This is a genomic window from Rhodococcus sp. 21391, from assembly GCF_016772255.1.
In the GTDB taxonomy this organism is placed as follows: Bacteria; Actinomycetota; Actinomycetes; order Mycobacteriales; family Mycobacteriaceae; genus Rhodococcus_F; species Rhodococcus_F opacus.
In genome coordinates, this window is sequence record NZ_CP063781.1 from 5,477,567 (window position 1) to 5,499,572 (window position 22,006).

General features: G+C 66.2%; 23 protein-coding genes and 4 tRNA genes. 13 read left to right on the forward strand and 14 right to left on the reverse strand.

Annotation, left to right across the window (positions count from 1 at the left end; genetic code table 11):
• Positions 1-47 precede the first annotated feature (47 nt).
• Complete coding sequence (locus GO592_RS25210; RefSeq protein WP_007301069.1) at positions 48-383, forward strand: nuclear transport factor 2 family protein; 336 nt, start codon at positions 48-50, stop codon at positions 381-383.
• Between the two features lie 64 nt (positions 384-447).
• Here GO592_RS25210 and GO592_RS25215 read toward each other — a convergent pair.
• From GO592_RS25215 to GO592_RS25230, 4 genes are all read right to left on the reverse strand, one after another.
• Positions 448-524 (reverse strand) — tRNA-Phe (locus GO592_RS25215).
• A 66-nt stretch (positions 525-590) separates the two neighbouring features.
• Positions 591-664: transfer RNA gene (locus tag GO592_RS25220), tRNA-Asp, on the reverse strand.
• A gap of 96 nt (positions 665-760) precedes the next feature.
• A tRNA-Glu gene (locus GO592_RS25225) sits at positions 761-833 on the reverse strand.
• Between the two features lie 98 nt (positions 834-931).
• Positions 932-1,588 (reverse strand): TetR/AcrR family transcriptional regulator, encoded by a 657-nt coding sequence (locus tag GO592_RS25230; protein ID WP_005254790.1) that lies wholly within the window; start codon positions 1,586-1,588, stop codon positions 932-934.
• 327 nt (positions 1,589-1,915) lie between these two features.
• Here GO592_RS25230 and GO592_RS25235 point away from each other — a divergent pair.
• Positions 1,916-1,988, forward strand: a tRNA-Lys gene (locus tag GO592_RS25235).
• A 44-nt stretch (positions 1,989-2,032) separates the two neighbouring features.
• Here GO592_RS25235 and GO592_RS25240 read toward each other — a convergent pair.
• Positions 2,033-2,635 (reverse strand): TetR/AcrR family transcriptional regulator, encoded by a 603-nt coding sequence (locus GO592_RS25240; protein ID WP_007301068.1) that lies wholly within the window; start codon positions 2,633-2,635, stop codon positions 2,033-2,035.
• Between the two features lie 111 nt (positions 2,636-2,746).
• Between GO592_RS25240 and GO592_RS25245 the strand changes: the two genes are divergently transcribed.
• Both GO592_RS25245 and GO592_RS25250 read left to right on the forward strand, forming a co-directional pair.
• Positions 2,747-3,220 (forward strand): DUF4334 domain-containing protein, encoded by a 474-nt coding sequence (locus tag GO592_RS25245; RefSeq protein ID WP_007301067.1) that lies wholly within the window; start codon positions 2,747-2,749, stop codon positions 3,218-3,220.
• 6 nt (positions 3,221-3,226) lie between these two features.
• The gene (locus GO592_RS25250; protein WP_007301066.1) at positions 3,227-4,315 is read left to right on the forward strand and encodes an NAD(P)-dependent alcohol dehydrogenase; all 1,089 of its coding nucleotides are present in this window, start codon (positions 3,227-3,229) and stop codon (positions 4,313-4,315) included.
• 6 nt (positions 4,316-4,321) lie between these two features.
• Here GO592_RS25250 and GO592_RS25255 read toward each other — a convergent pair whose 3' ends face one another.
• Together GO592_RS25255 and GO592_RS25260 are read right to left on the reverse strand one after the other, a co-directional pair.
• The gene (locus GO592_RS25255) at positions 4,322-4,924 is read right to left on the reverse strand and encodes a hypothetical protein (protein ID WP_007301065.1); all 603 of its coding nucleotides are present in this window, start codon (positions 4,922-4,924) and stop codon (positions 4,322-4,324) included.
• The gene (locus GO592_RS25260) at positions 4,921-5,361 is read right to left on the reverse strand and encodes an MmcQ/YjbR family DNA-binding protein (protein WP_082325054.1); all 441 of its coding nucleotides are present in this window, start codon (positions 5,359-5,361) and stop codon (positions 4,921-4,923) included. Before GO592_RS25260 ends, GO592_RS25255 begins: the two co-directional genes overlap by 4 nt.
• Before the next feature lie 496 nt (positions 5,362-5,857).
• Here GO592_RS25260 and GO592_RS25265 point away from each other — a divergent pair, with 496 nt between their 5' ends.
• The 4 genes from GO592_RS25265 (at position 5,858) to phoU (ending at position 10,989) form a co-directional block, all read left to right on the forward strand.
• Complete coding sequence (locus GO592_RS25265; RefSeq protein WP_007301063.1) at positions 5,858-6,814, forward strand: acyl-ACP desaturase; 957 nt, start codon at positions 5,858-5,860, stop codon at positions 6,812-6,814.
• Positions 6,815-6,894: 80 nt separating this feature from the next.
• On the forward strand, positions 6,895-8,037 hold the full coding sequence (gene dusB, locus GO592_RS25270) for a tRNA dihydrouridine synthase DusB (protein WP_005244337.1): 1,143 nt from the start codon (positions 6,895-6,897) through the stop codon (positions 8,035-8,037).
• Positions 8,038-8,156: 119 nt separating this feature from the next.
• Positions 8,157-10,208 (forward strand): LCP family protein, encoded by a 2,052-nt coding sequence (locus GO592_RS25275; protein ID WP_007301062.1) that lies wholly within the window; start codon positions 8,157-8,159, stop codon positions 10,206-10,208.
• 82 nt (positions 10,209-10,290) lie between these two features.
• Positions 10,291-10,989, forward strand: a complete 699-nt coding sequence (gene phoU, locus GO592_RS25280; RefSeq protein WP_005254798.1) for a phosphate signaling complex protein PhoU — start codon at positions 10,291-10,293, stop codon at positions 10,987-10,989.
• Between the two features lie 144 nt (positions 10,990-11,133).
• On the opposite strand, the gene pstB is transcribed toward phoU, so the two are convergent.
• From pstB to GO592_RS25310, 6 genes are all read right to left on the reverse strand, one after another.
• A complete protein-coding gene (pstB, locus tag GO592_RS25285) occupies positions 11,134-11,910 on the reverse strand; it encodes a phosphate ABC transporter ATP-binding protein PstB (RefSeq protein ID WP_007301060.1) in 777 nt (258 codons plus the stop codon).
• Between the two features lie 43 nt (positions 11,911-11,953).
• On the reverse strand, positions 11,954-12,862 hold the full coding sequence (gene pstA, locus GO592_RS25290; RefSeq protein WP_007301059.1) for a phosphate ABC transporter permease PstA: 909 nt from the start codon (positions 12,860-12,862) through the stop codon (positions 11,954-11,956).
• 3 nt (positions 12,863-12,865) lie between these two features.
• Positions 12,866-13,939 (reverse strand): phosphate ABC transporter permease subunit PstC, encoded by a 1,074-nt coding sequence (pstC, locus tag GO592_RS25295; RefSeq protein ID WP_007301058.1) that lies wholly within the window; start codon positions 13,937-13,939, stop codon positions 12,866-12,868.
• Positions 13,940-14,006: 67 nt separating this feature from the next.
• The gene (gene pstS, locus GO592_RS25300) at positions 14,007-15,125 is read right to left on the reverse strand and encodes a phosphate ABC transporter substrate-binding protein PstS (RefSeq protein WP_007301057.1); all 1,119 of its coding nucleotides are present in this window, start codon (positions 15,123-15,125) and stop codon (positions 14,007-14,009) included.
• 214 nt (positions 15,126-15,339) lie between these two features.
• Complete coding sequence (gene mshD / locus GO592_RS25305) at positions 15,340-16,257, reverse strand: mycothiol synthase (RefSeq protein WP_007301056.1); 918 nt, start codon at positions 16,255-16,257, stop codon at positions 15,340-15,342.
• The gene (locus GO592_RS25310; protein ID WP_005254803.1) at positions 16,254-17,012 is read right to left on the reverse strand and encodes a winged helix-turn-helix transcriptional regulator; all 759 of its coding nucleotides are present in this window, start codon (positions 17,010-17,012) and stop codon (positions 16,254-16,256) included. Before GO592_RS25310 ends, mshD begins: the two co-directional genes overlap by 4 nt.
• Positions 17,013-17,219: 207 nt before the next feature.
• Between GO592_RS25310 and GO592_RS25315 the strand changes: the two genes are divergently transcribed.
• The 5 genes from GO592_RS25315 to GO592_RS25335 all read left to right on the forward strand — a co-directional run bounded on the left by GO592_RS25315 (position 17,220) and on the right by GO592_RS25335 (position 20,375).
• The gene (locus tag GO592_RS25315) at positions 17,220-17,999 is read left to right on the forward strand and encodes an LmeA family phospholipid-binding protein (RefSeq protein WP_005254804.1); all 780 of its coding nucleotides are present in this window, start codon (positions 17,220-17,222) and stop codon (positions 17,997-17,999) included.
• Positions 17,996-18,472, forward strand: a complete 477-nt coding sequence (locus GO592_RS25320) for a thioredoxin family protein (RefSeq protein ID WP_005254805.1) — start codon at positions 17,996-17,998, stop codon at positions 18,470-18,472. Before GO592_RS25315 ends, GO592_RS25320 begins: the two co-directional genes overlap by 4 nt.
• A gap of 237 nt (positions 18,473-18,709) precedes the next feature.
• Positions 18,710-19,162, forward strand: coding sequence for a DUF4395 domain-containing protein (locus GO592_RS25325; RefSeq protein ID WP_005573169.1), 453 nt, complete (start codon positions 18,710-18,712; stop codon positions 19,160-19,162).
• A gap of 67 nt (positions 19,163-19,229) precedes the next feature.
• Positions 19,230-20,066, forward strand: coding sequence for a sulfurtransferase (locus tag GO592_RS25330; protein WP_005254807.1), 837 nt, complete (start codon positions 19,230-19,232; stop codon positions 20,064-20,066).
• A 3-nt stretch (positions 20,067-20,069) separates the two neighbouring features.
• Positions 20,070-20,375, forward strand: a complete 306-nt coding sequence (locus GO592_RS25335) for a DUF1416 domain-containing protein (protein ID WP_005244353.1) — start codon at positions 20,070-20,072, stop codon at positions 20,373-20,375.
• A 67-nt stretch (positions 20,376-20,442) separates the two neighbouring features.
• Here GO592_RS25335 and GO592_RS25340 read toward each other — a convergent pair whose 3' ends face one another.
• The gene (locus GO592_RS25340; protein WP_007301055.1) at positions 20,443-21,750 is read right to left on the reverse strand and encodes a cutinase family protein; all 1,308 of its coding nucleotides are present in this window, start codon (positions 21,748-21,750) and stop codon (positions 20,443-20,445) included.
• Between the last annotated feature and the right edge of the window lie 256 nt (positions 21,751-22,006).

Consider the following 22,006-nt stretch of genomic DNA (forward strand, 5'->3'; position numbering starts at 1 on the left):
GGACTGCCGCGCCGGCAGGGACAACGCACAGGGACAGGGAGATCACCATGAGCACCACCACGACACCCGAGATCGTCACGCGCTACTTTCGGGCAGCCGACGCAGGAGACCTCGATGCACTCACAGCATGCTTCACCGACAACGCGGCCGTGACCGACGAAGGCCGGACCGTCCGCGGGCGCGACGGCATCCGGCAATGGCGCAGGGACCTCGAATCGAAATACATCTACACGGTCGAGGTGATTGGAGCGGAAACCGTTACCGACGACACTTACGTGATCACCACCACGGTGAAAGGAAATTTCCCCGGGAGCCCGGTGGAACTGAAGTACGAGTTCGTTCTCAGCGACGGCCTCGTCGACACACTGCGGATCGCGCCCTAGCGACACAGACAACGAAAAAAAACTCCGCTGTCGACGTTCTCGACAACGGAGCTTCGGTGAATCGTGGTGGCCAGGGCCGGGATCGAACCGGCGACCTTCCGCTTTTCAGGCGGACGCTCGTACCAACTGAGCTACCTGGCCGGACGGCACCCGAACCGAATGCCTATCGCATTGTGTTGCCGATACTCGGTATCGGCAACACACTTGCGACCCTGACGGGACTCGAACCCGCGACCTCCGCCGTGACAGGGCGGCGCGCTAACCAACTGCGCCACAGGGCCTTGCTTGTCCTGCTGTTGCTTTACCAGTGTAAAGCGTTACTGCGTGTCACTTTTATTGCCGTCGAACCATACCGCATGCTCGACACCGGTCAAACGTACCCCCTACGGGATTCGAACCCGCGCTACCGCCTTGAAAGGGCGGCGTCCTAGGCCGCTAGACGAAGGGGGCCCGCCGGATTTCTCCGAACCAGTACCTCAACGGCGTTCCGTTGGGAGCTTGGATAGCTTAGGACACGGATCGAGAATTTCCCAAATCGCCAGGTCAGACTACGAATCGGGCAGTTCCGAACCGGAATCCGGCCAGCCTTCCCGCGCAAACTTCTCCAACCATTCGGGTGAAGCCATCGCTTCGAGGATCACTTCGAGCGATTCCGCGAACCGCTCGCCGAGGTCACCCTCCAGCGCCGTCATGTCGGACATGTACCGCTGGCCGGCGAGGGACGCCGCCAGGACCCTGGTGAACTTCTCGGGATCGGCGTCGGCGCGCAGCAGTCCGTCGCGCTGAGCGCGGATCGCGAACTCGTGCGCGGCGCGCCCCCACACCTGCGAGCCGCCGGACTGCACGTCCGGATAGAACTCGGGTTCGACGATCAACCGGAACTCGGCCCGCACGATGACGCTCGAATGGAACAGCTTCGCCAGATCGATCACGAAACCGTGGAGAGCTTCGAACGGCCCGATGTCCGTGCGACTCGTCCACCTGTCGGTCAGCGCGGTGAATTGCTCGACTCCGGACTGAAGAACGGCACGGGCAAGTTCTTCCTTCGACTGAAAGTGGAAGTACATCGCCCCCTTGGTGGCGTTCGAGCCCTCGAGGATCGTGTTGACGGACGCCGCCGCATAGCCGCGCTTGGCGAACTCGATGGCGGCCGACTCCACCAGCGCAGCGCGAGTGCGTCGCGCACGTTCCTGTTGACGTGCCATGACGGTAAATCCCTCTCCGAGATGCAGTAGCCCCTCTTTCCGCCCTACCGGGACGAGCATGGAGCCATACATAACAGTATCCCCGTTTTGAAATAACCGACAGAGCAGTCTGTAGATCATGGAAAATTCCCAGAAACCAACCCAAAGACCTTTATGGAGTTGAAACCGGACTGCTGCCGAAAACACACCAAGTGGTATAATTTGGGTCGGCTCGGGTGCGCTGCAGGGGGTGCGCACCCGAGCCGACCCTTTTCACCCCCCGCGCGGCGCGCCGTGCCGGGGGTCCTGTTTTCTCGGTCACTGTCTCGCACTAGACTCTGGCCCCGCGCCCCTATAGCTCAGTTGGTAGAGCTACGGACTTTTAATCCGCAGGTCGTAGGTTCGAGCCCTACTGGGGGCACTCTCCCCTTACTCGGCACCATGCCGGGTAAGGGGCACGAGCACTCATTCGCGGCCCGGCGCTTCCGCCGCCGCAGGCGTCCCGATCAGACGACGAACCGCCTCGACAGTGGCCTGCCGCCGCTGCGCCACCGTGCGCTCCCCCGACTCTGCCCCCGCTTGCTTGCGGCCGCCGCGGGCGGTGGCCAGTGACAAGGCGATGTCGGTGATCACGAGCAGCAGCTCGCCCGCGTTCCACGACGGATCGACGAACCCCTCCTGCTGCCCACGCCGAATCTCGGCGATCTTGGGGCGCAGCGTGAGGATCCGCGCATCGTCGGCGATCTGCTCGCGCACCTCCAGGTCGGCCCACTTCTGCAGCCTCGCGTTCTCGGGGTGCGCCACGTAGTCGTCGAACAACCGGCCCGCGTAGCCCGGCAGATCGTCGCCCCGCAACGCCGTCTGTTCCGTCGTCTCGGCGATCCATTGCGTGATGACGGCGTCGAACAGCGTTTCCTTGCTGTCGAAGTACGCGTACAGGCGGTCCTTGCTTGCCCGGGCCGCCTCCGCGATGCGGTTGATCCGGGCTCCGGCGACTCCGTGGCGGGCGAACTCCGCCTTGGCCGCGGCGAGGATCCGTTCTCGCGTGGCTTCTCCCGCTGTTCGCATTCCGACATCCTAAATTGCCCGTTGCCGAACCATCCGGTTCGGCGTAGCGTGCGCAGTTGACGAACAGTTTGGTTCGTAAACCTCGCGCCCCTCACCCCAAGGACCGTTTTCATGGACATCGATCAGGCCCGCAGCACGTTCCACGAGCTCCGGGGGCGCGAGAGCGGCGTCTCCCCCGACGAACTCGACGCCGTGTGGGCGGCGCTCGACACCGTCAGGGCCGAAGACATCCTCGGCAGCTGGAAGGGCGACGACTTCGCCACCGGACACCGCCTCCACGAGAAGCTGTTCGCGAGCCGCTGGCACGGAAAGACGTTCAACTCCCTCGAGGACGCGAAGCCGTTGATCTGCCGGGACGTGGACGGCAACCTCTATTCCGACATCAAGGGCGGCAACGGCGAAGCCAGCCTGTGGAACATCGAGTTCCGGGGTGAGGTCACCGCGACCATGGTGTACGACGACGCACCCATCTTCGACCACTTCAAGAAGGTGGACGACTCCACCCTCATGGGCATCATGAACGGCAAGTCCGCACTGATCCTCGACGACGGTCGGCACTACTACTTCCTGCTCGAAAGAGACTGAGCTCCAGTGCAGGTCACAGCAGCGGTCTCACGCGGACCCGATTCTCCGTTCACGCTGGAGACGGTCGAACTCGACGAGCCCCGCGCGGACGAGGTACTGGTGCGCATCGTCGCCACCGGCCTGTGCCACACGGACCTCTTCACCAAGGCGGCCCTCCCCCGCGCCGCCGGCCCCGCCGTCCTCGGGCACGAAGGTGCCGGGATCGTCGTCGACGTCGGGTCACGCGTGAGCGGGGTGGCGCCCGGTGATCACGTGATTCTCAGTTACCGCCACTGCGGCGATTGCAACCAGTGCCGAAGCGCGGGTCCGGCGTACTGCGTCGACGCGCACCGGCTGAACAGTGCGGGCCGACGCGCGGACGGTTCGGCCACCGTCACCCAGAACGGCGAGTCCGTGCGCGCCGCGTTCTTCGGCCAGTCCAGTTTCGCCGAGCACGTCCTCGCAACCGCCGACAACGTCGTCGTCGTCGACAAGTCCGTCGACCTGGCCGCCGCGGCGCCGCTCGGCTGCGGGTTCCAGACGGGTGCCGGTGCGGTACTGAACGTGCTCCGGCCGGGCCGCGATTCGAGTGTGGTCGTCTTCGGCGCGGGCACTGTCGGGTTCGCCGCGCTGCTCGCGGCCCGATCAGCCGGCGTCGCAACGCTTCTCGCCGTCGATCCGGTACCCGCGCGACGTGCGCTCGCGGAGGAGTTCGGCGCGGTCGCGCTCGATCCCGGGTCACAGGACGCGGTCGCATCGATCCGTTCGGCGACGGGCGGCGGCGCCACCCACGCCCTGGACACGACGGGGATCCCCGCCGTCATCGGCCAGGCATTGTCGTGCCTGCGCGCGCGGGGCAGCGCGGTGGTCGTCGGCCTCGGCGCACCCGAAGTGGTGGTGAACATTCAGGATCTGATGCTGAGCGGCAAGACCCTCCGCGGCTGCGTCGAGGGCGATTCTTCGGTACAGCAGTTCATTCCGCAGTTGCTGGCGCTGCACGCGGACGGGAAATTCCCGTTCGACCGTCTCGTCACCGGGTATCGATTCGACGACATCAACCGCGCCGTCGCCGATCAGGCCGCGGGCACGGTGATCAAGCCCGTGCTCGTGTGGTGAATTCGCTCAGGGCGTGGCAGGTGACGGTCCGGCCGGCGGCCCGTCGCCCACCTGTTCGTCCTTCGCTTTCGTTTCTCTTCGCATCTCGGCGAGATCCTCGCCGCGCTTGCGGTACGTGAAGCTGACTCCGGCGACGCCGAGGAACAGCACCACTCCGATGATGGCGCCGGCGAGCGACGCGCCGCGGAATCCGGGCGCGTCGACGTCCATGATCCGTTCGCCCGCGTGCGCTGCGCTGTTGCCGCCGAGCACCACACTGAGCGTCAGCAGGTTGGGCAGCACGACCAGGACACCGAGGATCAGCAACACGATCTGCACCGGCTTGAACCGGCGCCGGCGGAACAGCCGCCACGCTCCGCGGACCAGCAGCAGCGGCAGGAGGGTGCACAGGGTGCCGAACAACAGTCCCCACAGGATGCCGCCGCCGAAGCTGCCGTTCGCCAGTCCACCCACGTTCTGGGCCCACGCCCGCGGGAGGTAGGCCGCGAGGATGAAGTAGGCGATGACCAGTACCACCAGCAGGACTGCGATGCCGATGGCCTTCTTGGCCCACGCAGGCAGGCCCGATTTCGCCGGTGTGGAAGTGGATGCGCTGTCCTCGGTCGTCATGACTGGTCTCCCTGCGTCGGCAACGGTTCTTCGTCCAGCACCTGCTCGGCCAGTCGCTTCGGGGCGACGAGCGTGTACGACGTCCTGATCCACTCACGCAGCTGCTCCCACCGAGGCTCGTCCGCGTCCGCGACGTCCAGTGCGATCCAGCCGTGTCTACCGAGACCGTAACCCGCGGGCTCGGCCCCTGGTTCCGTTGCGACGACCGCTTCGGCCTCGCCGACGGTGAGCTTCACCGTCAACCGGGTGGCCTCCACGTCACTGAACACGAAGTTCTTCCCCCGCACCCGGAACGTCGGATGTCCGTCCCATTGGGCGACGTCCACGCGCACGGCTTCGGGCAACTCGGCGACGACTTGTTCCAGGCGGCTCATGTTGTTGCCCATGTGACGATTGTCGGCAGCGCCCAGACCGACCGCAACCGGCATAACGGACATACGCGGGATTTCCCGCCGCCGAGACCGCGGTGAAGTCGGCGCTGCCGACGCTCGTCGGCGGGCTCGACGGGGTCCTGGGGGGCCTGCTCGGAAAGGGTGGGGGCGGCGGACTGGGCCCCGGGTGGCGATATTCACACCTGGGGTGGATCGAATTCCCAGGAGACCGACAACCCGGACGAACGGGTTTCCGCGCAACCGCCGACACGGCTCGAGTTACGGCAGGGAATCTGTGGAGACCGACAAATATGTAATCGCCCACAACTGTCCGCGCGTCGCTGTGATGATCTCTCCCTGCGATGATTACGCTGGTCACCGCACACGCACGCTCATCAGTACACTGTCATGTAACGGTTCGCCGCGTGGCGGCGACACATCCCGGAAGATCCATTACGGATCGGTAACTTGGACGGTTCCCGGGCCGCCGACGGCGTTTACCAACCTACTTACGGTGCCGTAGGCTGAACAAAGTCAAATTGAGCTACTGGAGGCATTACACATGGCGAGGGATCTGACCCAACTCGAACTGCTGCAGGAGTTGTCGCCGGTTGCAGAAGAGAACGTCAACCGCCACATCTCCATGGCCAAGGAATGGCATCCCCACGACTACGTTCCGTGGGACGAAGGACGCAACTTCGCCGCGATGGGCGGCATCGACTGGGATCCCGAGCAGTCGCAGCTCGACGAGGTCGCCAAGGCTGCGATGATCACGAACCTCCTCACCGAGGACAACCTGCCGTCGTACCACCGCGAGATCGCCGAGAACTTCTCGCAGGACGGCGCGTGGGGAACGTGGGTCGGTCGCTGGACCGCCGAGGAGAACCGTCACGGCATCGTGATGCGCGATTACCTCGTCGTGACCCGCGCCGTCGACCCCGTCCAGCTCGAGCGTTTCCGCATGGAGCACATGACGAACGGCTTCGCCTCCCCCGCCGACGTCGACGCCGGCTTCCTCCACTCCGTCGCCTACGTGACGTTCCAGGAACTCGCCACCCGCGTCAGCCACCGCAACACCGGTAAGGCGTGCAAGGACCCGATCGCCGACAAGATGCTGCAGCGCATCGCCGCCGACGAGAACCTGCACATGATCTTCTACCGCAACATGTGCGGTGCTGCCCTCGACCTCGCGCCCGATCAGGCGCTCGAGGCCATCAACATGATCGTCCAGAACTTCCAGATGCCGGGCGCCGGCATGCCGAACTTCCGGCGCAACGGTGTGCTCATGGCCAAGCACGGCATCTACGACCTGCGTCAGCACCTCGAAGAGGTCGTGATGCCCGTCCTGCGCAAGTGGAACATCTTCGAGCGGACCGATTTCACCGCCCGCGGCGAAGAGGTCCGCGAGAGCCTCGGCAAGTTCCTCGAGAACCTCGAGGGCCAGGCCACCAAGTTCGAGGAGCAGCGCGACCGCATGCTGGCCCGCGAGGCAAAGAAGCGCGAGCAGAAGGCTTCGTGACGTAAACAGTTATCCTGTGCCCGGTACCGGATTCGGTACCGGGCACAGTTTTTGTTCCAGCACTTTCCCAGAGGTCGTCAATGTCATCCCTTCGTATCGGATCGCTCGAGCTGCGCAGTCCGGTGGTTCTGGCCCCCATGGCCGGGATCACCAACGTCGCGTTCCGCACGCTGTGTCGTGAGCTCGAGACGGAGCGCGCGGGCAGCACGTCCGGCCTGTACGTCTGTGAGATGGTGACCGCGCGTGCGCTGGTGGAACGACAGCCCGCGACCCTACACATGACGACGTTCGGCCCGACCGAGACCCCGCGGTCGCTGCAGCTGTACACCGTCGACCCCGACACCACGTACGCCGCGGCCAAGATGATCGTGGACGAGAACATGGCCGACCACATCGACATGAACTTCGGCTGCCCGGTTCCCAAGGTGACCCGCAAGGGTGGTGGCGCGGCGCTGCCGTACAAGCGCACCCTGTTCGGCCGGATCGTCGCGGCGGCCGTGAAGGCGACCGAGGGGACCGATGTCCCGGTGACCGTCAAGTTCCGCGTCGGCATCGACGCCGAGCACCACACGCATCTCGACGCCGGCCGGATCGCCGCCGGCGAAGGCGCCGCCGCGGTCGCACTGCACGCGCGTACCGCCTCGCAGCGGTACTCCGGCACGGCCGATTGGAACGAGATCGCCCGGCTCAAGGAACACGTCACGGACGTGCCCGTACTCGGGAACGGCGACATCTTCGCCGCCGAGGACGCGGCCCGCATGATGGAACAGACAGGGTGCGACGGCGTCGTCGTCGGGCGCGGATGCCTCGGGCGCCCATGGCTGTTCGCGGAGCTGAGCGCCGCACTGAACGGAAACCCGCAGCCCACTCCGCCCAATCTCGGCGAGGTGGCCACGATCATCCGCCGGCACGCGGAGCTCCTTGCCGATCACCACGGCGAGGACAAGGGCCTCCGTGAACTGCGCAAGCACGTGTCCTGGTACCTGCGGGGCTTCCCCGCCGGGTCCGAACTGCGGGTCGCGATGGCCCTCGTGAGCACCCTCACCGAACTCGACGACCTCTTGGTTCAGCTCGATCCGACCATCCCGTTCCCCAAGGACGCCGAGGGACCACGGGGACGTCAGGGGTCACCCGGGACGGTCGCGCTCCCCGAGGGATGGCTCGACGACCCCGACGACTGCCTGGTACCCGCCGGCGCCGACCTCATGCATTCTGGTGGTTAGCAGCACGAACGCGCGTCACCTCGCTACATGTGTGGAGCCCCGACGTTCGATAAGTACTATGGCTGGAATCCGTCGAGGCCGACGGAGGTCGGAGTCGGCGGAGAGGTCAGGTTGCATCGGTGGGTGATGATCACAGCTCGGACTCACCGACTCCCGAATCCCGCGCCCCCTGGGAGCGTCCTCTCGCGGATCCCAGCTACCGAGAAGCCCAGTCGGGACGGCCGCGGCGACTCCCGCCGCGGCAGCCACCGCCCGAGCGGACCGCGCCACCCGAACGGACCGCGCCACCCGAACGGACCGCGCCACCCGAGCGCCGTGCGCAGGTAGAGCGCACCGAACCGTCCCGCCACGACAGTGGCCGGATCGGCCGCCGGGCCGCGGGTGGACCCACCGAAGCGCTCTCCGTCGCAGACCTGGTGAAGAAGGTTTCCGGGGAAGAACCGAGCGAGCCGGACGATCCGGACAAGACGGAGATCATTCCCCCGATCGACGAGCGGCAGCCGCCGCCTCCCGGGATTCCGCCGCGGGAGACCCCTGCCGCGCCTCCGCCGCCGGAGCCGGAACCCCCGCAGAGCACGCCCGAACCCGAATGGGTCGCAGATTCCGCCGAGACCACTGCGGTACCGCAGGTGGTCGGCAACCCGGGCACCACCCGCCTGGCCCTCAACAAGACCCGTAAACGCAAGCGTCTGCGTGCAGCAGGACGGGCCGTCGTCGCGCTCGTGGCGGTGGTCGCACTCGCCGGAACCGGCATCGTCTGGGGTTACCTCCGCTCCACCGAAGGCAAGTTCGACCAGATCGCGGCACTCGACACGGAGTCGACCGACATCGTCGACGCCGTCGGGCAGACCGGTGACGAGACCTATCTCATCGTCGGCAGCGACACCCGCGCCGGCGCGAGCGGCGAAGTGGGTGCCGGAACCATCGACGACGCCGAGGGATCCCGCGCCGACACGGTGATGCTCGTCAACATCCCCGCCGACCGAAGCCGGGTGGTCGCGGTGTCGTTCCCCCGCGACCTCGACGTCGAGCGGCCCGTCTGCCAGGGCTGGGACAACGCCAGCGGCACCTACACCGAGGAGACCTTCCCCGCCGCCGACGGCGACAAACTCAACGCCACCTACGCGCTCGGCGGACCGAAGTGCCTGGTGAAGGTGATCCAGAAGATGTCGGGTCTGAAGATCGGCCACTTCGTCGGCATGGACTTCGCCGGCTTCGAGTCGATGGTCAACGAGATCGGTGGGGTCAAGGTCTGTACCACCCAGCCGCTCGAGGACGGCGTCCTCGGCACCGTTCTGCCGGAGGCGGGCACTCAGATGCTCGACGGCAAGACCGCACTGAACTTCGTCCGCGCCAGACATGTCGAGGCGGAGGGCAACGGCGACTACGGCCGCATCAACCGTCAGCAGAGATTCCTGTCCGCCCTGCTGCGGGGCGCCCTGTCCAGTCAGGTGCTGCTCAATCCCGGCAAACTGAATGGCTTCATCAACGCGTTCACCCGCGACACGTTCGTCGAGAACATCGACACGAAGTCGCTGGTCACGCTCGGACGCTCACTGCAGAACGTCGATGCGGGCGCGGTCACATTCCTGACGGTGCCCACCGCAGGCACCACCGAGTGGGGTAACGAGATTCCCCGCACCGACGACATCAAGGCCATCTTCCGCGCCATCATCGACGACGAGGCGCTGCCCGGCGAGAAGCGGGCGGAACCCCTGCCCTCCGCCCCCGAACCGCAGGCCGCGCCGGCGCCGCTGTCGGTCCAGGCCGTCGACCCGTCCAGCGTGACCGTGCAGGTGTCGAACGCATCGGGTGAGTCGGGACTGGCCGCGACCGTGGCCGACTCGCTGGCCGCCGAGGGGTTCCAGATCTACAACGTCGGCAACTACACGGGAACCAGCGGCGAGACCGTCGTCCGGTTCTCGCCGGGCCACGAAGCCGAGGCGGCGACCCTGGCGTCGTCGTTCCCGGGTGCGGTGCTCGAGTCGACCACCGGACTGGGGACGGTCGTCGAGGTCGCGCTCGGTTCGAACTTCTCCGGGACCGTCCAGACACCGAGCCCGATCGACACACCGCTCAGTATGTCGGACGTGCGAATCGGCCAGCCCGAGGACGTGGAAATCCCCGCGGACCTTGCGGTTGTGAACGCAGGCGACACGTCCTGCGAATGAGCGCCCGCCGGGTTGCGTCGTTCACCCCGCGTTCACCGTGTGATCGTGACTTGGTTTCCCGTGCACCGTAGGCTGTGACCTCATGCGCGTGGCTTACAACGAACAGATGACCGAGCTTGCCGACTTGCTCGGTGAGATGGCGGGGCTTGCGGGGGTCGCCATGGAGCGCGCCACCCAGTCGCTGCTCCAGGCAGATCTTTCCCTCGCCGAGCAGGTGATCGGCGAGCACGACAAGATCACCGAGCTCAGCACCATCTGCGAGGAGCGGGCGTTCGCCCTCCTCGCCCTGCAGGCACCGGTCGCCGGCGACCTCCGCTCGGTCGTCAGCGGGATCCAGATCGTCGCCGACATCGACCGCATGGGTGCGTTGGCTCTCCACGTCGCCAAGATCGCGCGCCGCCGACATCCCAACCACGTGCTTCCCGAAGAGGTCAACGGTTACTTCGCCGAGATGGGACGCATCGCCGTCTCCATCGGCGCCGCTGCCCGCGAGGTTCTCGAGACGCGTGACCCCGAGAGGGCCGCCCGCTTGCGTGAAGAGGACGAGGCGATGGACGACCTCCACCGTCACCTGTTCACCGTGCTCATGGACCGCGAGTGGAAGCACGGTGTGGCCGCCGCGGTCGACGTCACCCTGCTCGGCCGCTTCTACGAGCGTTTCGCCGACCACGCAGTCGAGGTGGGCCGCCGGGTGATCTTCCTCGTCACCGGCAAGCTGCCCGACGACACCGAGACCGCCGTAGCCGACGCCGACAGCCTCACCTCGTACCCGGAACTGTAGAACTCCGCCAACACTTTTCGCGCGAACGGGACGCTCGTACGGTCTGACCGTACGAGCGTCCCGTTCGTTCGTCCGATGCCGCCGTCCCCGGACACGAGAACGCCCCGGCCGGATCTCCGGTCGGGGCGTTCTCGTGTGCGCGGCCTATCCGAAGCGGCCCGAGATGTAGTCCTCGGTGGCCTTCTGCGTCGGATTGGAGAAGATCTTCTCGGTGTCGTCGATCTCGACGAGGCGCCCCGGCTTGCCGGTGGCCTCGAGGTTGAAGAACGCGGTCTGGTCACTCACACGCGCCGCCTGCTGCATATTGTGGGTGACGATCACGATCGTGAAGTCCTTCTTCAGCTCCGTGATCAGGTCCTCGATCGCGAGGGTCGAGATGGGGTCGAGCGCCGAGCAGGGCTCGTCCATCAGCAGGACGTCGGGCGAGACCGCGATGGCCCGGGCGATGCACAGACGCTGCTGCTGACCGCCGGACAGTCCGCCGCCCGGCTTGTCCAGACGGTCCTTGACCTCGGTCCACAGGTTGGCACCGCGCAGCGACCGCTCGGCCACCTCGTCGAGACGCTTCTTGCTGCGCTCGCCCTGCAGCTTCAGCCCGGCCACCACGTTGTCCTTGATGGACATCGTCGGGAACGGGTTGGGACGCTGGAACACCATGCCGATCGTCTTGCGGACGCCGACCGGGTCGATGCCGGAACCGTAGATGTCCTCACCGTCGAGCAGGATCGAACCCTCCACGCGCGCACCGGGAGTCACCTCGTGCATGCGGTTCAGCGAACGCAGCACCGTCGACTTGCCGCAACCGGAGGGGCCGATGAAGGCGGTCACGTTCCGCGGGGGGACGGACAGCCCGACATCGGCGACGGCGTGGAATTTGCCGTAGTAGATGTTGACGTCCTTGAGATCCAGACGCTTGGCCATTACCGGCTCCCTACTGATTGGTGTTCGAAATCGAGTGTATGTGTCACTTGCTGCGGACCTGCGAGAAGTGGCCGATGACCTTGGCCAGGATGTTGAGGACGGCGATGAGGAGAATCAACGTCAGCGCCGCACCCCAGATGCGGTTGGTACCGGCATCGGTCGGGTTGTTCATCTCGGCGACCATGACGCCGGGCAGCGTGCCCATCTCGCCACCGAACAGGTTGAAGTTGATGAAGGGTGCGTACCCCACGAGGATCAGCAGCGGCGCAGTCTCACCCATCACCCGGGCCAGCGCCAGCATGACGCCGGTGATGATGCCGGGCAGTGCGGTGGGCAGCACGATCTTGGCGATCGTCTTCCACTTCGGAACGCCCAGCGCGTACGACGCCTCCCGCAGGTCCTGTGGAACGATGCGGAGCATCTCCTCCGTGCTGCGGACGACAACGGGGACCATCAGCAGCACCAGAGCGAGTGCTACCGCGAAGCCGGACTTGGGGAAACCGAACGTCGCGATCCACAGGGCGTAGATGAACAGGGCGGCCACGATCGACGGGACACCGCTGAGGATGTCGACCATGAACGTGGTCAGCTTCGCCAGCCGCGACTTCCGGTCGGCGTACTCGACGAGATAGATCGCGACGAACAGTCCGAGAGGAATGGACAGCACCGCGCAGACGAGTCCCTGCAGAATCGTGCCGATCAGCGCGTGATAGATACCGCCGCCCGCCGCCGAGGACGTCAGTCCGCTGAGCGAGTGGGTGAACCAGGTGGCCGACGTCAGGGCAGGGATTCCCTTGATGACGGCGGTGATCAGGACCCACACCAGCGGGACCAGCGCCACGAGCACTGCCAGCGTCACGAGGACGGTGGCGGTCAGGTCGACGATGCGTCGGCGGACACCGACCCCCTGGAAGGTGGGGGCCTTGACCGGCTTGTCGAGTGTCGCGGTCATGGGTCAGTCCTTCTTTCCTGCGATCACGGCGCGGGCCGCGGCGTTCACGACGAAGGTGAGAACGAAGAGCACCAGACCTGCGGCGATGTAGGCGCCGGCCTGAATGTTGTTGTTGAACTCCGCGTAGCCGAGAGCGATCTTCGAGGCGATGGTGGCGCCGCCGTCGAACAGCGACCACCCGAAGGGCTGCGATGTGGTGCGCAGGATCAGGTAGAGCGCCATGGTCTCGCCGAGGGCGCGACCCAGGCCGAGCATTGATCCGCTGATGTAACCGGACTTGCCGAACGGAATGATCGTGGTTCGCACCACTTCCCACCGGGTGGCGCCCAGTGCGAGCGCAGCCTCGATGTGGGACGTCGGTGTCTGCACGAACACCTCGCGGGTGACCGCGGTGATGACGGGAAGGATCATGACGGCGAGGACGATGCCTGCGGTGAAGATGGTGCCACCGCCGGTGATGGAACCGCTTCCGGTTGCGAACAGTGGGAACCAGCCGAGTTTTTCGTTGAGCCACACGGCGAGTGGCTTGATCGCGGGAGCGAACACGAGCAGACCCCACAGGCCGTAGACGATCGACGGCACGGCGGCCAGCAGGTCGATCACGTACGCCAGTGGCCGTTTGAGCCAGTTCGGCGAGTACTCGGTGAGGAAGATCGCGATGCCGAGGGCGACGGGCATCGCGAGGATCAGAGCGAACAGCGAGACGAGGACGGTCACCTGGAAGAGGTCGAGGACACCGAACGCCATGGCGTTGATGTTCTGGGTGACCCACTCGCGGCTGGTGAGGAAGTTGACCTGATTCCGGCTCAGTGCGGGAACTGCGCGCCAGATCAGGAAGATGCCGATCGCGGCGATCAGGATGGAGATGAAGATGGCGGAGGTGGTCGCGAGCGACTTGAAGATCCGGTCCCCCGGCCTGGCGGCGGCCTTGCCGCGGGGTGCACCTGTCGGAGTCGGGATTTCGGCCTTGGTGGTACTCAACTCGGCCTCCGGGGTGCCGTTCGGACCGCCCACCCCGACTCCGCCGGAAGCGGAGCCGGAGGCGCGAGGTGCTGATTCGATGTGCGCTTCACTCATCTGCGCTCGCAATCTTTCCTGGTCAGAATATCGAGTCATGGGCGGGTCCGAACGATTAATGGTGCTATCAGCCGATTGCGGCGACCGATGCGTTCAGCTTCTCCTTCATGGAGTCCGGCAGCGGCACGTAACCCTGCTCTGCCAGGTTGCCCTGCCCCTCGTTGGCAGCGCTGGTCAGGAACGACTTGACCGCGGCCGACGTGTCGGCGTCGTAACCCTTCGAGCACACGATCTCGTAGGTGGCGAGCACCAGCGGGTACGCGCCCGCTTCCTTGGTACCGAAGATCGAGCCGAGGTCGAGGGTCAGATCGCCCACACCCTGACCCTTGAACTGCGCACCCTCGATGGCCTTCGATGCCGACTCGTCGGACAGCGCGACGGGGCCGGAGCCGGTGTCGATCTGTGCGCTAGCAAGCTTGTTCTGGTCGGCGTAGGACTTCTCGACGTAGGTGATCGAGCCCGGGGCGGAGGCCACTGCCTGAGCGACACCGGCCGAACCCTTGGCGCCCTCACCGATTCCGCCGGTGAAGTCGGAACCGGCACCGGTGGTCCAGGCGCCGTTGGAGGACGCCGTCAGGTACTGCTGGAAGTTGTCGGTGGTTCCCGACGAATCCGAGCGGATGATGGCGGTGACGTCCTGGTCCGGGAGGGTGGCGCCGGGGTTGAGCGCGGCGATGGCCGGGTCGTTCCACTTCTTGATGGTGCCGTTGAAGATCTTGGCGGTCACCTCGCCGTTCAGCACCAGGTCCTCGACGCCGTCGAGGTTGTAGGCGATCGCAACGGGTCCGAAGACCAGCGGCAGGTTCCAGGCCTCGCCGCCGACGCACCGGGCCTTGGCCTGCTCGGCCTGCTCGGCCTTGATCGCCGAGTCGGAGCCGGCGAAGTCGATCTGGCCCGCGATGAACTGGGTCCGTCCGTCGCCGGAACCGCTGGGGTTGTACGCCAGGTTGACGGTCTTACCCTTTTCCTGGCAGACGGAGATGTAGGTGGAGACGAACTGGTCCATGGCGTTCTTCTGGGCCGAGGAACCGGCCGCGGAGAGGTTGGCCTTGCCCTCGCACGTCGCGTTGGACGACGATGCGTCGACGCCGCTCGACGCCGCGTTGTTGTCGCTGCCACACGCGGCCAAGGTCATGGCACCCAGGGCCACTGCACCGAGCAGGGCGCCACTGCGCTTGAGATTCACCTAGTCCTCCGGAAATACCGTCTCGCCCGCGATCGGGCGGCGACATGAGGTGCGCTTCGTTGAAATCTGCACCAGGCAACACGGCGCTGCCCACGGAGAAACCTAGGGGTAGCTAATGTCCAGTTGGACCACGATCGGTGAACGGAAGGTGAACAGACCGAGCATTTGTCCACATTTCCGAGACGAACAACCGGTGCGGAAGTAGAGGAGCACCTCAGGCGCGTGCATACGCGACGTCGGTGTGAAACCGCTCGAACCCGAGCCGATCGTAGGTGTGCAGCGCCGACGCGTTGTCGCCTTCGACGTAGAGCAGCACCGCACCGAGCCCGCGGTCACGCAGGTAGTGCAGTCCGGCGAGCGTCAGCAACCGGCCGAGACCACGCCCCTGGGCGTCGGAGCCGATCGCCACCACGTAGACCTCTCCGATGGCCGGCTCGTCGCCCTGCTTCGGGTGCACCTTGGTCCAGTGGAATCCGAGCAGTCTCTGCTCGTCCGAAGCGGCGAACGCCATGAACAGTCCGGACGGATCGAACCAGGCCTCCGAACGACGCTCGGCCAATTCACGTTCGGTCCACGACCCTTGCTCGGGATGCCAGGCGAAGGCAGCGGCATTGACCCGCAGCACCTCGGGATCGTCCTCGACGCCGCGGTACTCGCGGAGTGAAATATCTTCCGGCACAACAAGTTCTGGGAGTTCCACATCGGCGAGCGGACGCCGGAGCTGCAGAAGTTCGCGCGCACCGGTCAATCCGAGGCGCTGCGCTACCGCCTGCGCCGCAGGCAGGTTTCCGTGCGCCCACACCCGGGCGTCCGGACCACCCTCGGACAGGACCTCGGTGACCAGCCGGCCACCGATCCCCCGGCCACGCGCCTCGGGGTCGACGGCGAGTTCAGCCATCGCGGGATGATCCCCGTGCCCCGGCTGCAGCTGCGCGTACCCGACGATCCGATCGGCGTCGGTCTCCACCAGATGACGGACACCGGCGCTACCGGCGCCGGACGCGGCGTGCACGCCCTGCTCCGACACCGGCGCGGTTCCGTCCGCTGCAGCCGCGCGTTCGAGCAGAGCGGATACGTCCGCGGCCTGCTTGCCGTCGAGTCGATCAGTCCAGGACTGCACCGGATCACTCACTGGATCGCCGGCCCTTCCGCGGATTCGAAGTCCGCATCGTCGGCGTCGAGGTCGTCGACGGGCGGCACCGGCGCACCCGACTTGCTGCGGGTGGGACGGACGGCCTTGTAGCCGACATTGCGGACTGTACCGATCAAGGATTCGTACTCGCTGCCCAGCTTGGCGCGCAGACGACGCACGTGAACGTCGACGGTGCGGGTACCACCGAAGAAGTCGTATCCCCAGACCTCCTGCAGCAACTGCGCGCGGGTGAAGACGCGACCCGCGTGCTGTGCCAGGTATTTGAGGAGTTCGAACTCCTTGTAGGTGAGGTCGAGTGGGCGTCCGCGCAGACGCGCCGTGTACGTGCCCTCGTCGATGACCAGTTCGCCCAGCGTGATCTTGCCGGAGGCCTCCGGACTGGCGACCCCGCCGGAGCGTCCGACCAGCAGTCGGAGACGGGCGTCCACCTCGGCCGGGCCGGTGCCCGGGAGCAGGATGTCGTCGAGGCCCCAGTCGGAATTGACCGCCACCAGGCCGCCCTCGGTGAGGACCGCCACCACGGGAACCGCGGAACCCGTGCTGCCCAGCAGCCGGCAGAGGCCGCGAGCCGCCGCGAGATCGGTGCGCGCATCCACCAGGGCGATGTCGGCGGAGCTCGCTTCCAGGAGAGAGGACACCTCCGTTGGGGCAGGCCGCACCGAATGCGCCAGCAGGGCGAGGGCAGGCAGCACTGCCTCGGGGTTGGGGTCGGAGGTAAGAAGCAGTAGCTCCACACAGCCTCCCATCTCGTCGCCGTCGTACCCGGCCGGCCGACGGATGGTTCATCCGCCGGTCCAGGTAGATCGACACTGAAGGTATCGACACTTTTGTCGGTGACAGAGTAGCGCGCCGTCGTCGGCGTTCGTTGCACCGAACCCCCCGGCAACGGGCGCGGAGGTCGCACCGACACTCCCCCGACCGGCGTCCGTCACAATGGGGCCGTGCGGAAACTCATCATCGGAATCGTCGTCCTCGTGGCTCTCGGTCTCGTCGTCGACTTCGGTTCGGCGGCCTACGCGGAGTACCGGGTGTCGCGGGAACTGCGGGCAGGCGCGTCGCTCACAGCGGATCCCGAGGTGACGGTTCACGGTTTTCCGTTCCTCACCCAGGCGTGGGACGGAAAGTACGAGAACATCGAGATCCGCGCCCAGGGAGTACAGAGTGACGTCGTGGGCGAGGTGACGATCGAGTCCACCCTCCTGGGCGTCTCCGCGCCGCTGTCCGACCTCGTCGACGGCTCCGTGAAGACCCTCCCGGTCGATCACCTCTCCGGCCGCATGCTCATCGACGCCACCGACCTGGGTCGCTTCCTCGACATCCCCGACCTGCAGGTTTCGGCCCCGCCCGCCAGCAAGTCGGACGGCACCGGCGGCTCCGGCGGCTCGGGGATGCCGACCGCGGGCGGCGTCGTCCTCACCGGCACCGTCCCCGTCGGGCCCATCGAGACCACCGTCAGCGTGCAGGCCGACCTGGTACTCGACGGCGGTCAGGTGAAGATCGTCGCCAGCGACTTCTACTTCGGGCCCGAAGGCCACGCCGACTTCACCATCCCCGAGCCCCTCGCCCCCGCGATCCTCGGCCTCTTCACCCGGACGATCGACCCCCGGGAACTCCCGTTCGGCGTCCAGCCGACGGAGGTCTACGCGGAAGGCTCGCAGATCGTCATCGAGGGCGTCGGCAACAACGTCACGATCGACCTGAACGAACTGCAGAGCCGATGACCGGAATCACACTGTTACTGATCGCACTGTTCGCCGCCGTCGTGTTCGGGCTCGTCTGGCAACGCCGCCAGGGGACGGTCCGGAGCACCGGCGAGGCGTCCGCGGTCGTGACCGACCAACGACGGCTACTTCTCGAGGCGGCGGGCGTCGGGCCGGGGTCGCCGGAGCATCCTCGACGGGCCACCGTTCTCCACTTCTCCGCCGACTGGTGCGGACCCTGCGCTGCGGTGCGCAGGGTGGTGGGACAGGTCGTCGAGGACCTCGCCGGCGAGCCGGAACCGCCCGTCGAAGTGGAGGTCGACATCGACGAGTATCCCTCTCTCGCCAAGGAACTCGGCGTTCTGTCGCTGCCGACGACCTTCATTCTCGACGCCGACCTGCAGCAACGCTTCCGGGTGTCCGGAGTGCCCGCCGCGACCGACCTGCGGGCCGCGCTGGGACCCCTCACCCGGCCCCCGGCTTCAAATTCCTGAAGAACCGGGTAAACTCGTCGTCGTGCAATCCAGCCACGAGCTCATGCTCACCCGTCGCCGCACAGTAGACCTGTGCCGCCTCGGGGCTTGTTGCTGTACCTGTTGCTGATCACCAGGGCTGTCGCTTTCTGCTGACACCGCGGATTCCGCGCACGTGATCGAACCCCCGATGACGACGTCTTCCGTCGCCGTTCGGCGCCAGGCAAGCATTCAGGACTCAACGCAGGAGCACTTCTCATGTCCACAACACTCGAGCTCGAGCAGGTCGACGTTCGTGGCCCCCGGTTCGCCGCCTGGGTCACCACCGCAGTCCTCGTCGCCGTGCTCGTCGTGTCGACGTTCTCGCTGGTCGCAGCAGGAATTCTGCTGGCGCTGCAAGCGGTCGTCTTCGCGGCAGGCGCAGCCACCGGACCGCGACGCAGCCCGTACGGCCGGATCTTCGGCACCCTCGTCGCGCCGCGACTCGCTCCGGGGAGTGAACGCGAACCGGTCGCACCGCTCCGCTTCGCGCAGCTCGTCGGCTTCGTCTTCGCCGCCGTCGGCACCGTCGGCTTCTTCGCCGGCTCCGGCGTCATCGGGGCCGTGGCCACCGCATTCGCCCTGTTCGCGGCGTTTCTCAACGCTGCGTTCGGTATCTGCCTCGGCTGCCAGATCTATCCACTCGTCGTACGCTTCCGCACCGCGGCCTGAAAATTTCACACCGAGAACCACTGCACGATCCACCCGACACAAGTAAGTACACACCGAAAGGAACACCATGGCTCGCTCCGATGTCCTAGTCTCCGCCGACTGGGCTGAGCAGAACCTCAACGCCCCCAAGACCGTTTTCGTCGAGGTGGATGAGGACACCAGCGCATACGACGGCGGCCACATCGAAGGCGCCATCCGCCTCGACTGGCGCAAGGACCTGCAGGACGGCGTCCGTCGTGACTTCCTGAACCAGCAGCAGTTCTCCGATCTTCTGTCCGCCAAGGGCGTCGCCAATGACGACACCATCGTTCTCTACGGCGGCAACAACAACTGGTTCGCGGCGTACGCGTACTGGTACTTCAAGCTCTACGGCCACCAGGACGTCAAGCTGATCGACGGCGGCCGCAAGAAGTGGGAGCTCGACGGGCGTCCCCTCTCCAAGGAGACCGTCACCCGCGAGGCCACCCAGTACAAGGCCGAGGCCCCCGACCTGTCGATCCGCGCGTTCCGCGACGAGGTCATCGACGCCATCGGCAGCAAGAACCTCGTCGACGTGCGTTCGCCCGACGAGTTCTCCGGCAAGATCCTCGCTCCCGCTCACCTGCCGCAGGAGCAGGCGCAGCAGCGTGGACACGTCCCCACGGCCATCAACATCCCGTGGAGCACCACCGCAAACGAGGACGGCACGTTCAAGTCGGACGACGACCTGGAGAAGCTGTACTCGGAGAAGGGCTACGACGAGTCCAAGCCCACCATCGCGTACTGCCGAATCGGCGAGCGCTCCAGCCACACCTGGTTCGTGCTCAAGGAGATCCTCGGCAAGTCCGACGTCAAGAACTACGACGGCAGCTGGGTCGAATACGGCTCACTCGTCGGCGCACCCATCGAGTTGGAGGTTCACTGAGCCATGTGTGGAGCACCTGTACAGACCCAGACCCTGCCCGCGGGCGTCGACGTCGAGAAGGAAACGGTCATCACCGGCCGCGTTCTCGCCGCTGACGGACAGCCGATCGGTGGAGCGTTCGTGCGTCTCCTCGACGGCGGCGGCGAATTCACCGCCGAGGTCGTCGCCTCGGGCACCGGAGACTTCCGCTTCTTCGCCGCTCCCGGCGAGTGGACCGTGCGTGCACTGTCCAGCTCCGGCAACGGCACCTCGACGGTGAGCCCGTCGAGCGCAGGCGTGCACAACGTCGACGTCACGGTCGGCGAGTAGTCACCAGCCGACGACACCAGAAGGGCCCCGCTCCGATCCGGAGCGGGGCCCTTCTGTCGTGCCGGATCTACTTGCCCGGCGCGGCTGGAATGGTCTCGCCGTCCTTCTCCGACTGCGCGAGCGCGGTGATCCAGTCGACGACCTTCTCGCTCTCCCAGTACCAGGGGTCGTTCGGATTGTTGTTCCAGTAGAACAGGTGCTGGATGAAGCCCAGGAAGATGTACGGCTTGATCACCAGTTCGAACACGTCCCTGTTGTCCTCGACGAACCCCGGGCCCTCGTCCGCGAGCTTCGCCTTCACGACCTCCGAACCGGGACCCATCGCCCAGTTGAGCGCCTCGACGATCTGCTCCTGAGACACCTGCATGTTCCGGTCCGGGCCGTCGGGGTCGTAGGTCCGGTCGGCGACCTTGCGGAGAACGTCCAGGAAGGACTCGTCGGAGGCAAACCAGTCTTCGTGGGTGACGATGTGCACGATCGACCGCGCCGCCATGTTCGTCACCGCATTCGCGAAGTCGGAGACCGTCTGGCCCGGGTTCAGCAGGGTGAAGTGCATCTGTCCCAGCACCCCGAGCGCCAGTTCGAGGACGGCGATCTCCTGCGGCGCGTCGCACGCGATGTCGTAGGGGCGGCAGGCGTAGGTGATCTTGCCGTCGAGAGCGCCGTAATCGGCCGGCTCCGACGACATGAATCCGCCTCCGGGCGGGCCGGGTTCGCCCATCGAGGGGGTGCCCGCGGGACGGTACGGGTCGCCGATCAACGCGACGCCGGCGATGTCGTCGGCGGTAACCAGAGCATTGCTGTCGCGGTGGCCGAGTTCGCGCGACACCCTTTCGACCACCTCGGCGCCGACGCTGTATCCGAGCAGCACGTACTTGGTGGCGTCGCCGCACTTCGCCTTGTTCTCGTCGAGGATCCTGTTCGTCGACGCGACACCCGCCGCCATCGAATCCTGGTATGTCGGAACGGGTTGCAGCAGACCCAGGCCGTACGTGGACGGGTAGGGCACGTACATCCACCCCACCGTCCCCGGATCGTCCTTGTTGGCCTCGCCGGTCGGCACCGTCACGTTGCCCACCCAGTTCGACCAGAGCTGACGGTTCTCGTCTGCCAGAGGGTTGCGGTCCTCCGTCGAGTCGGTGGCGCCGGACACGGCGACGATCATCACGTCGGGGCAGTCGGCGGCGTAGTTGTTCGGATCGACACGGTCCGTGTCGGCACTCCCCGAATCGGCACTTCCCGAGCCCGCGCTCCCGGTGTCGGGCGCGGCGACGGCAAAGACGGGAGCACCGAACGCGGTGGCGGTCAGCAGCAGCACCGTCGCCGCGAGCGCGGCCCGCACCGGACCGGTGACGGCAGTACTCGATCGAAGCATGGGACCTCCGGGAGGGACGGGAGACGAGACGACCGCATGAGAATGTTCGGAACCGACCGGGTGGTCGCCTTCGAGAAACCGTAGCCGCAGTGACGGTAAGCCGCCTCCCGTTTCGACCGTTCGACGGGTTCGGTTTAGGATGTCCCCGTGGTTATCTTCTTCGAGGTACTTCTTGTCCTTGCCGCCGTGTTGATCACGTGGTTCTCGCTCTACACGATCTACCGCCTGGTCACCGACGAGTCGTGAGTCAGAACCC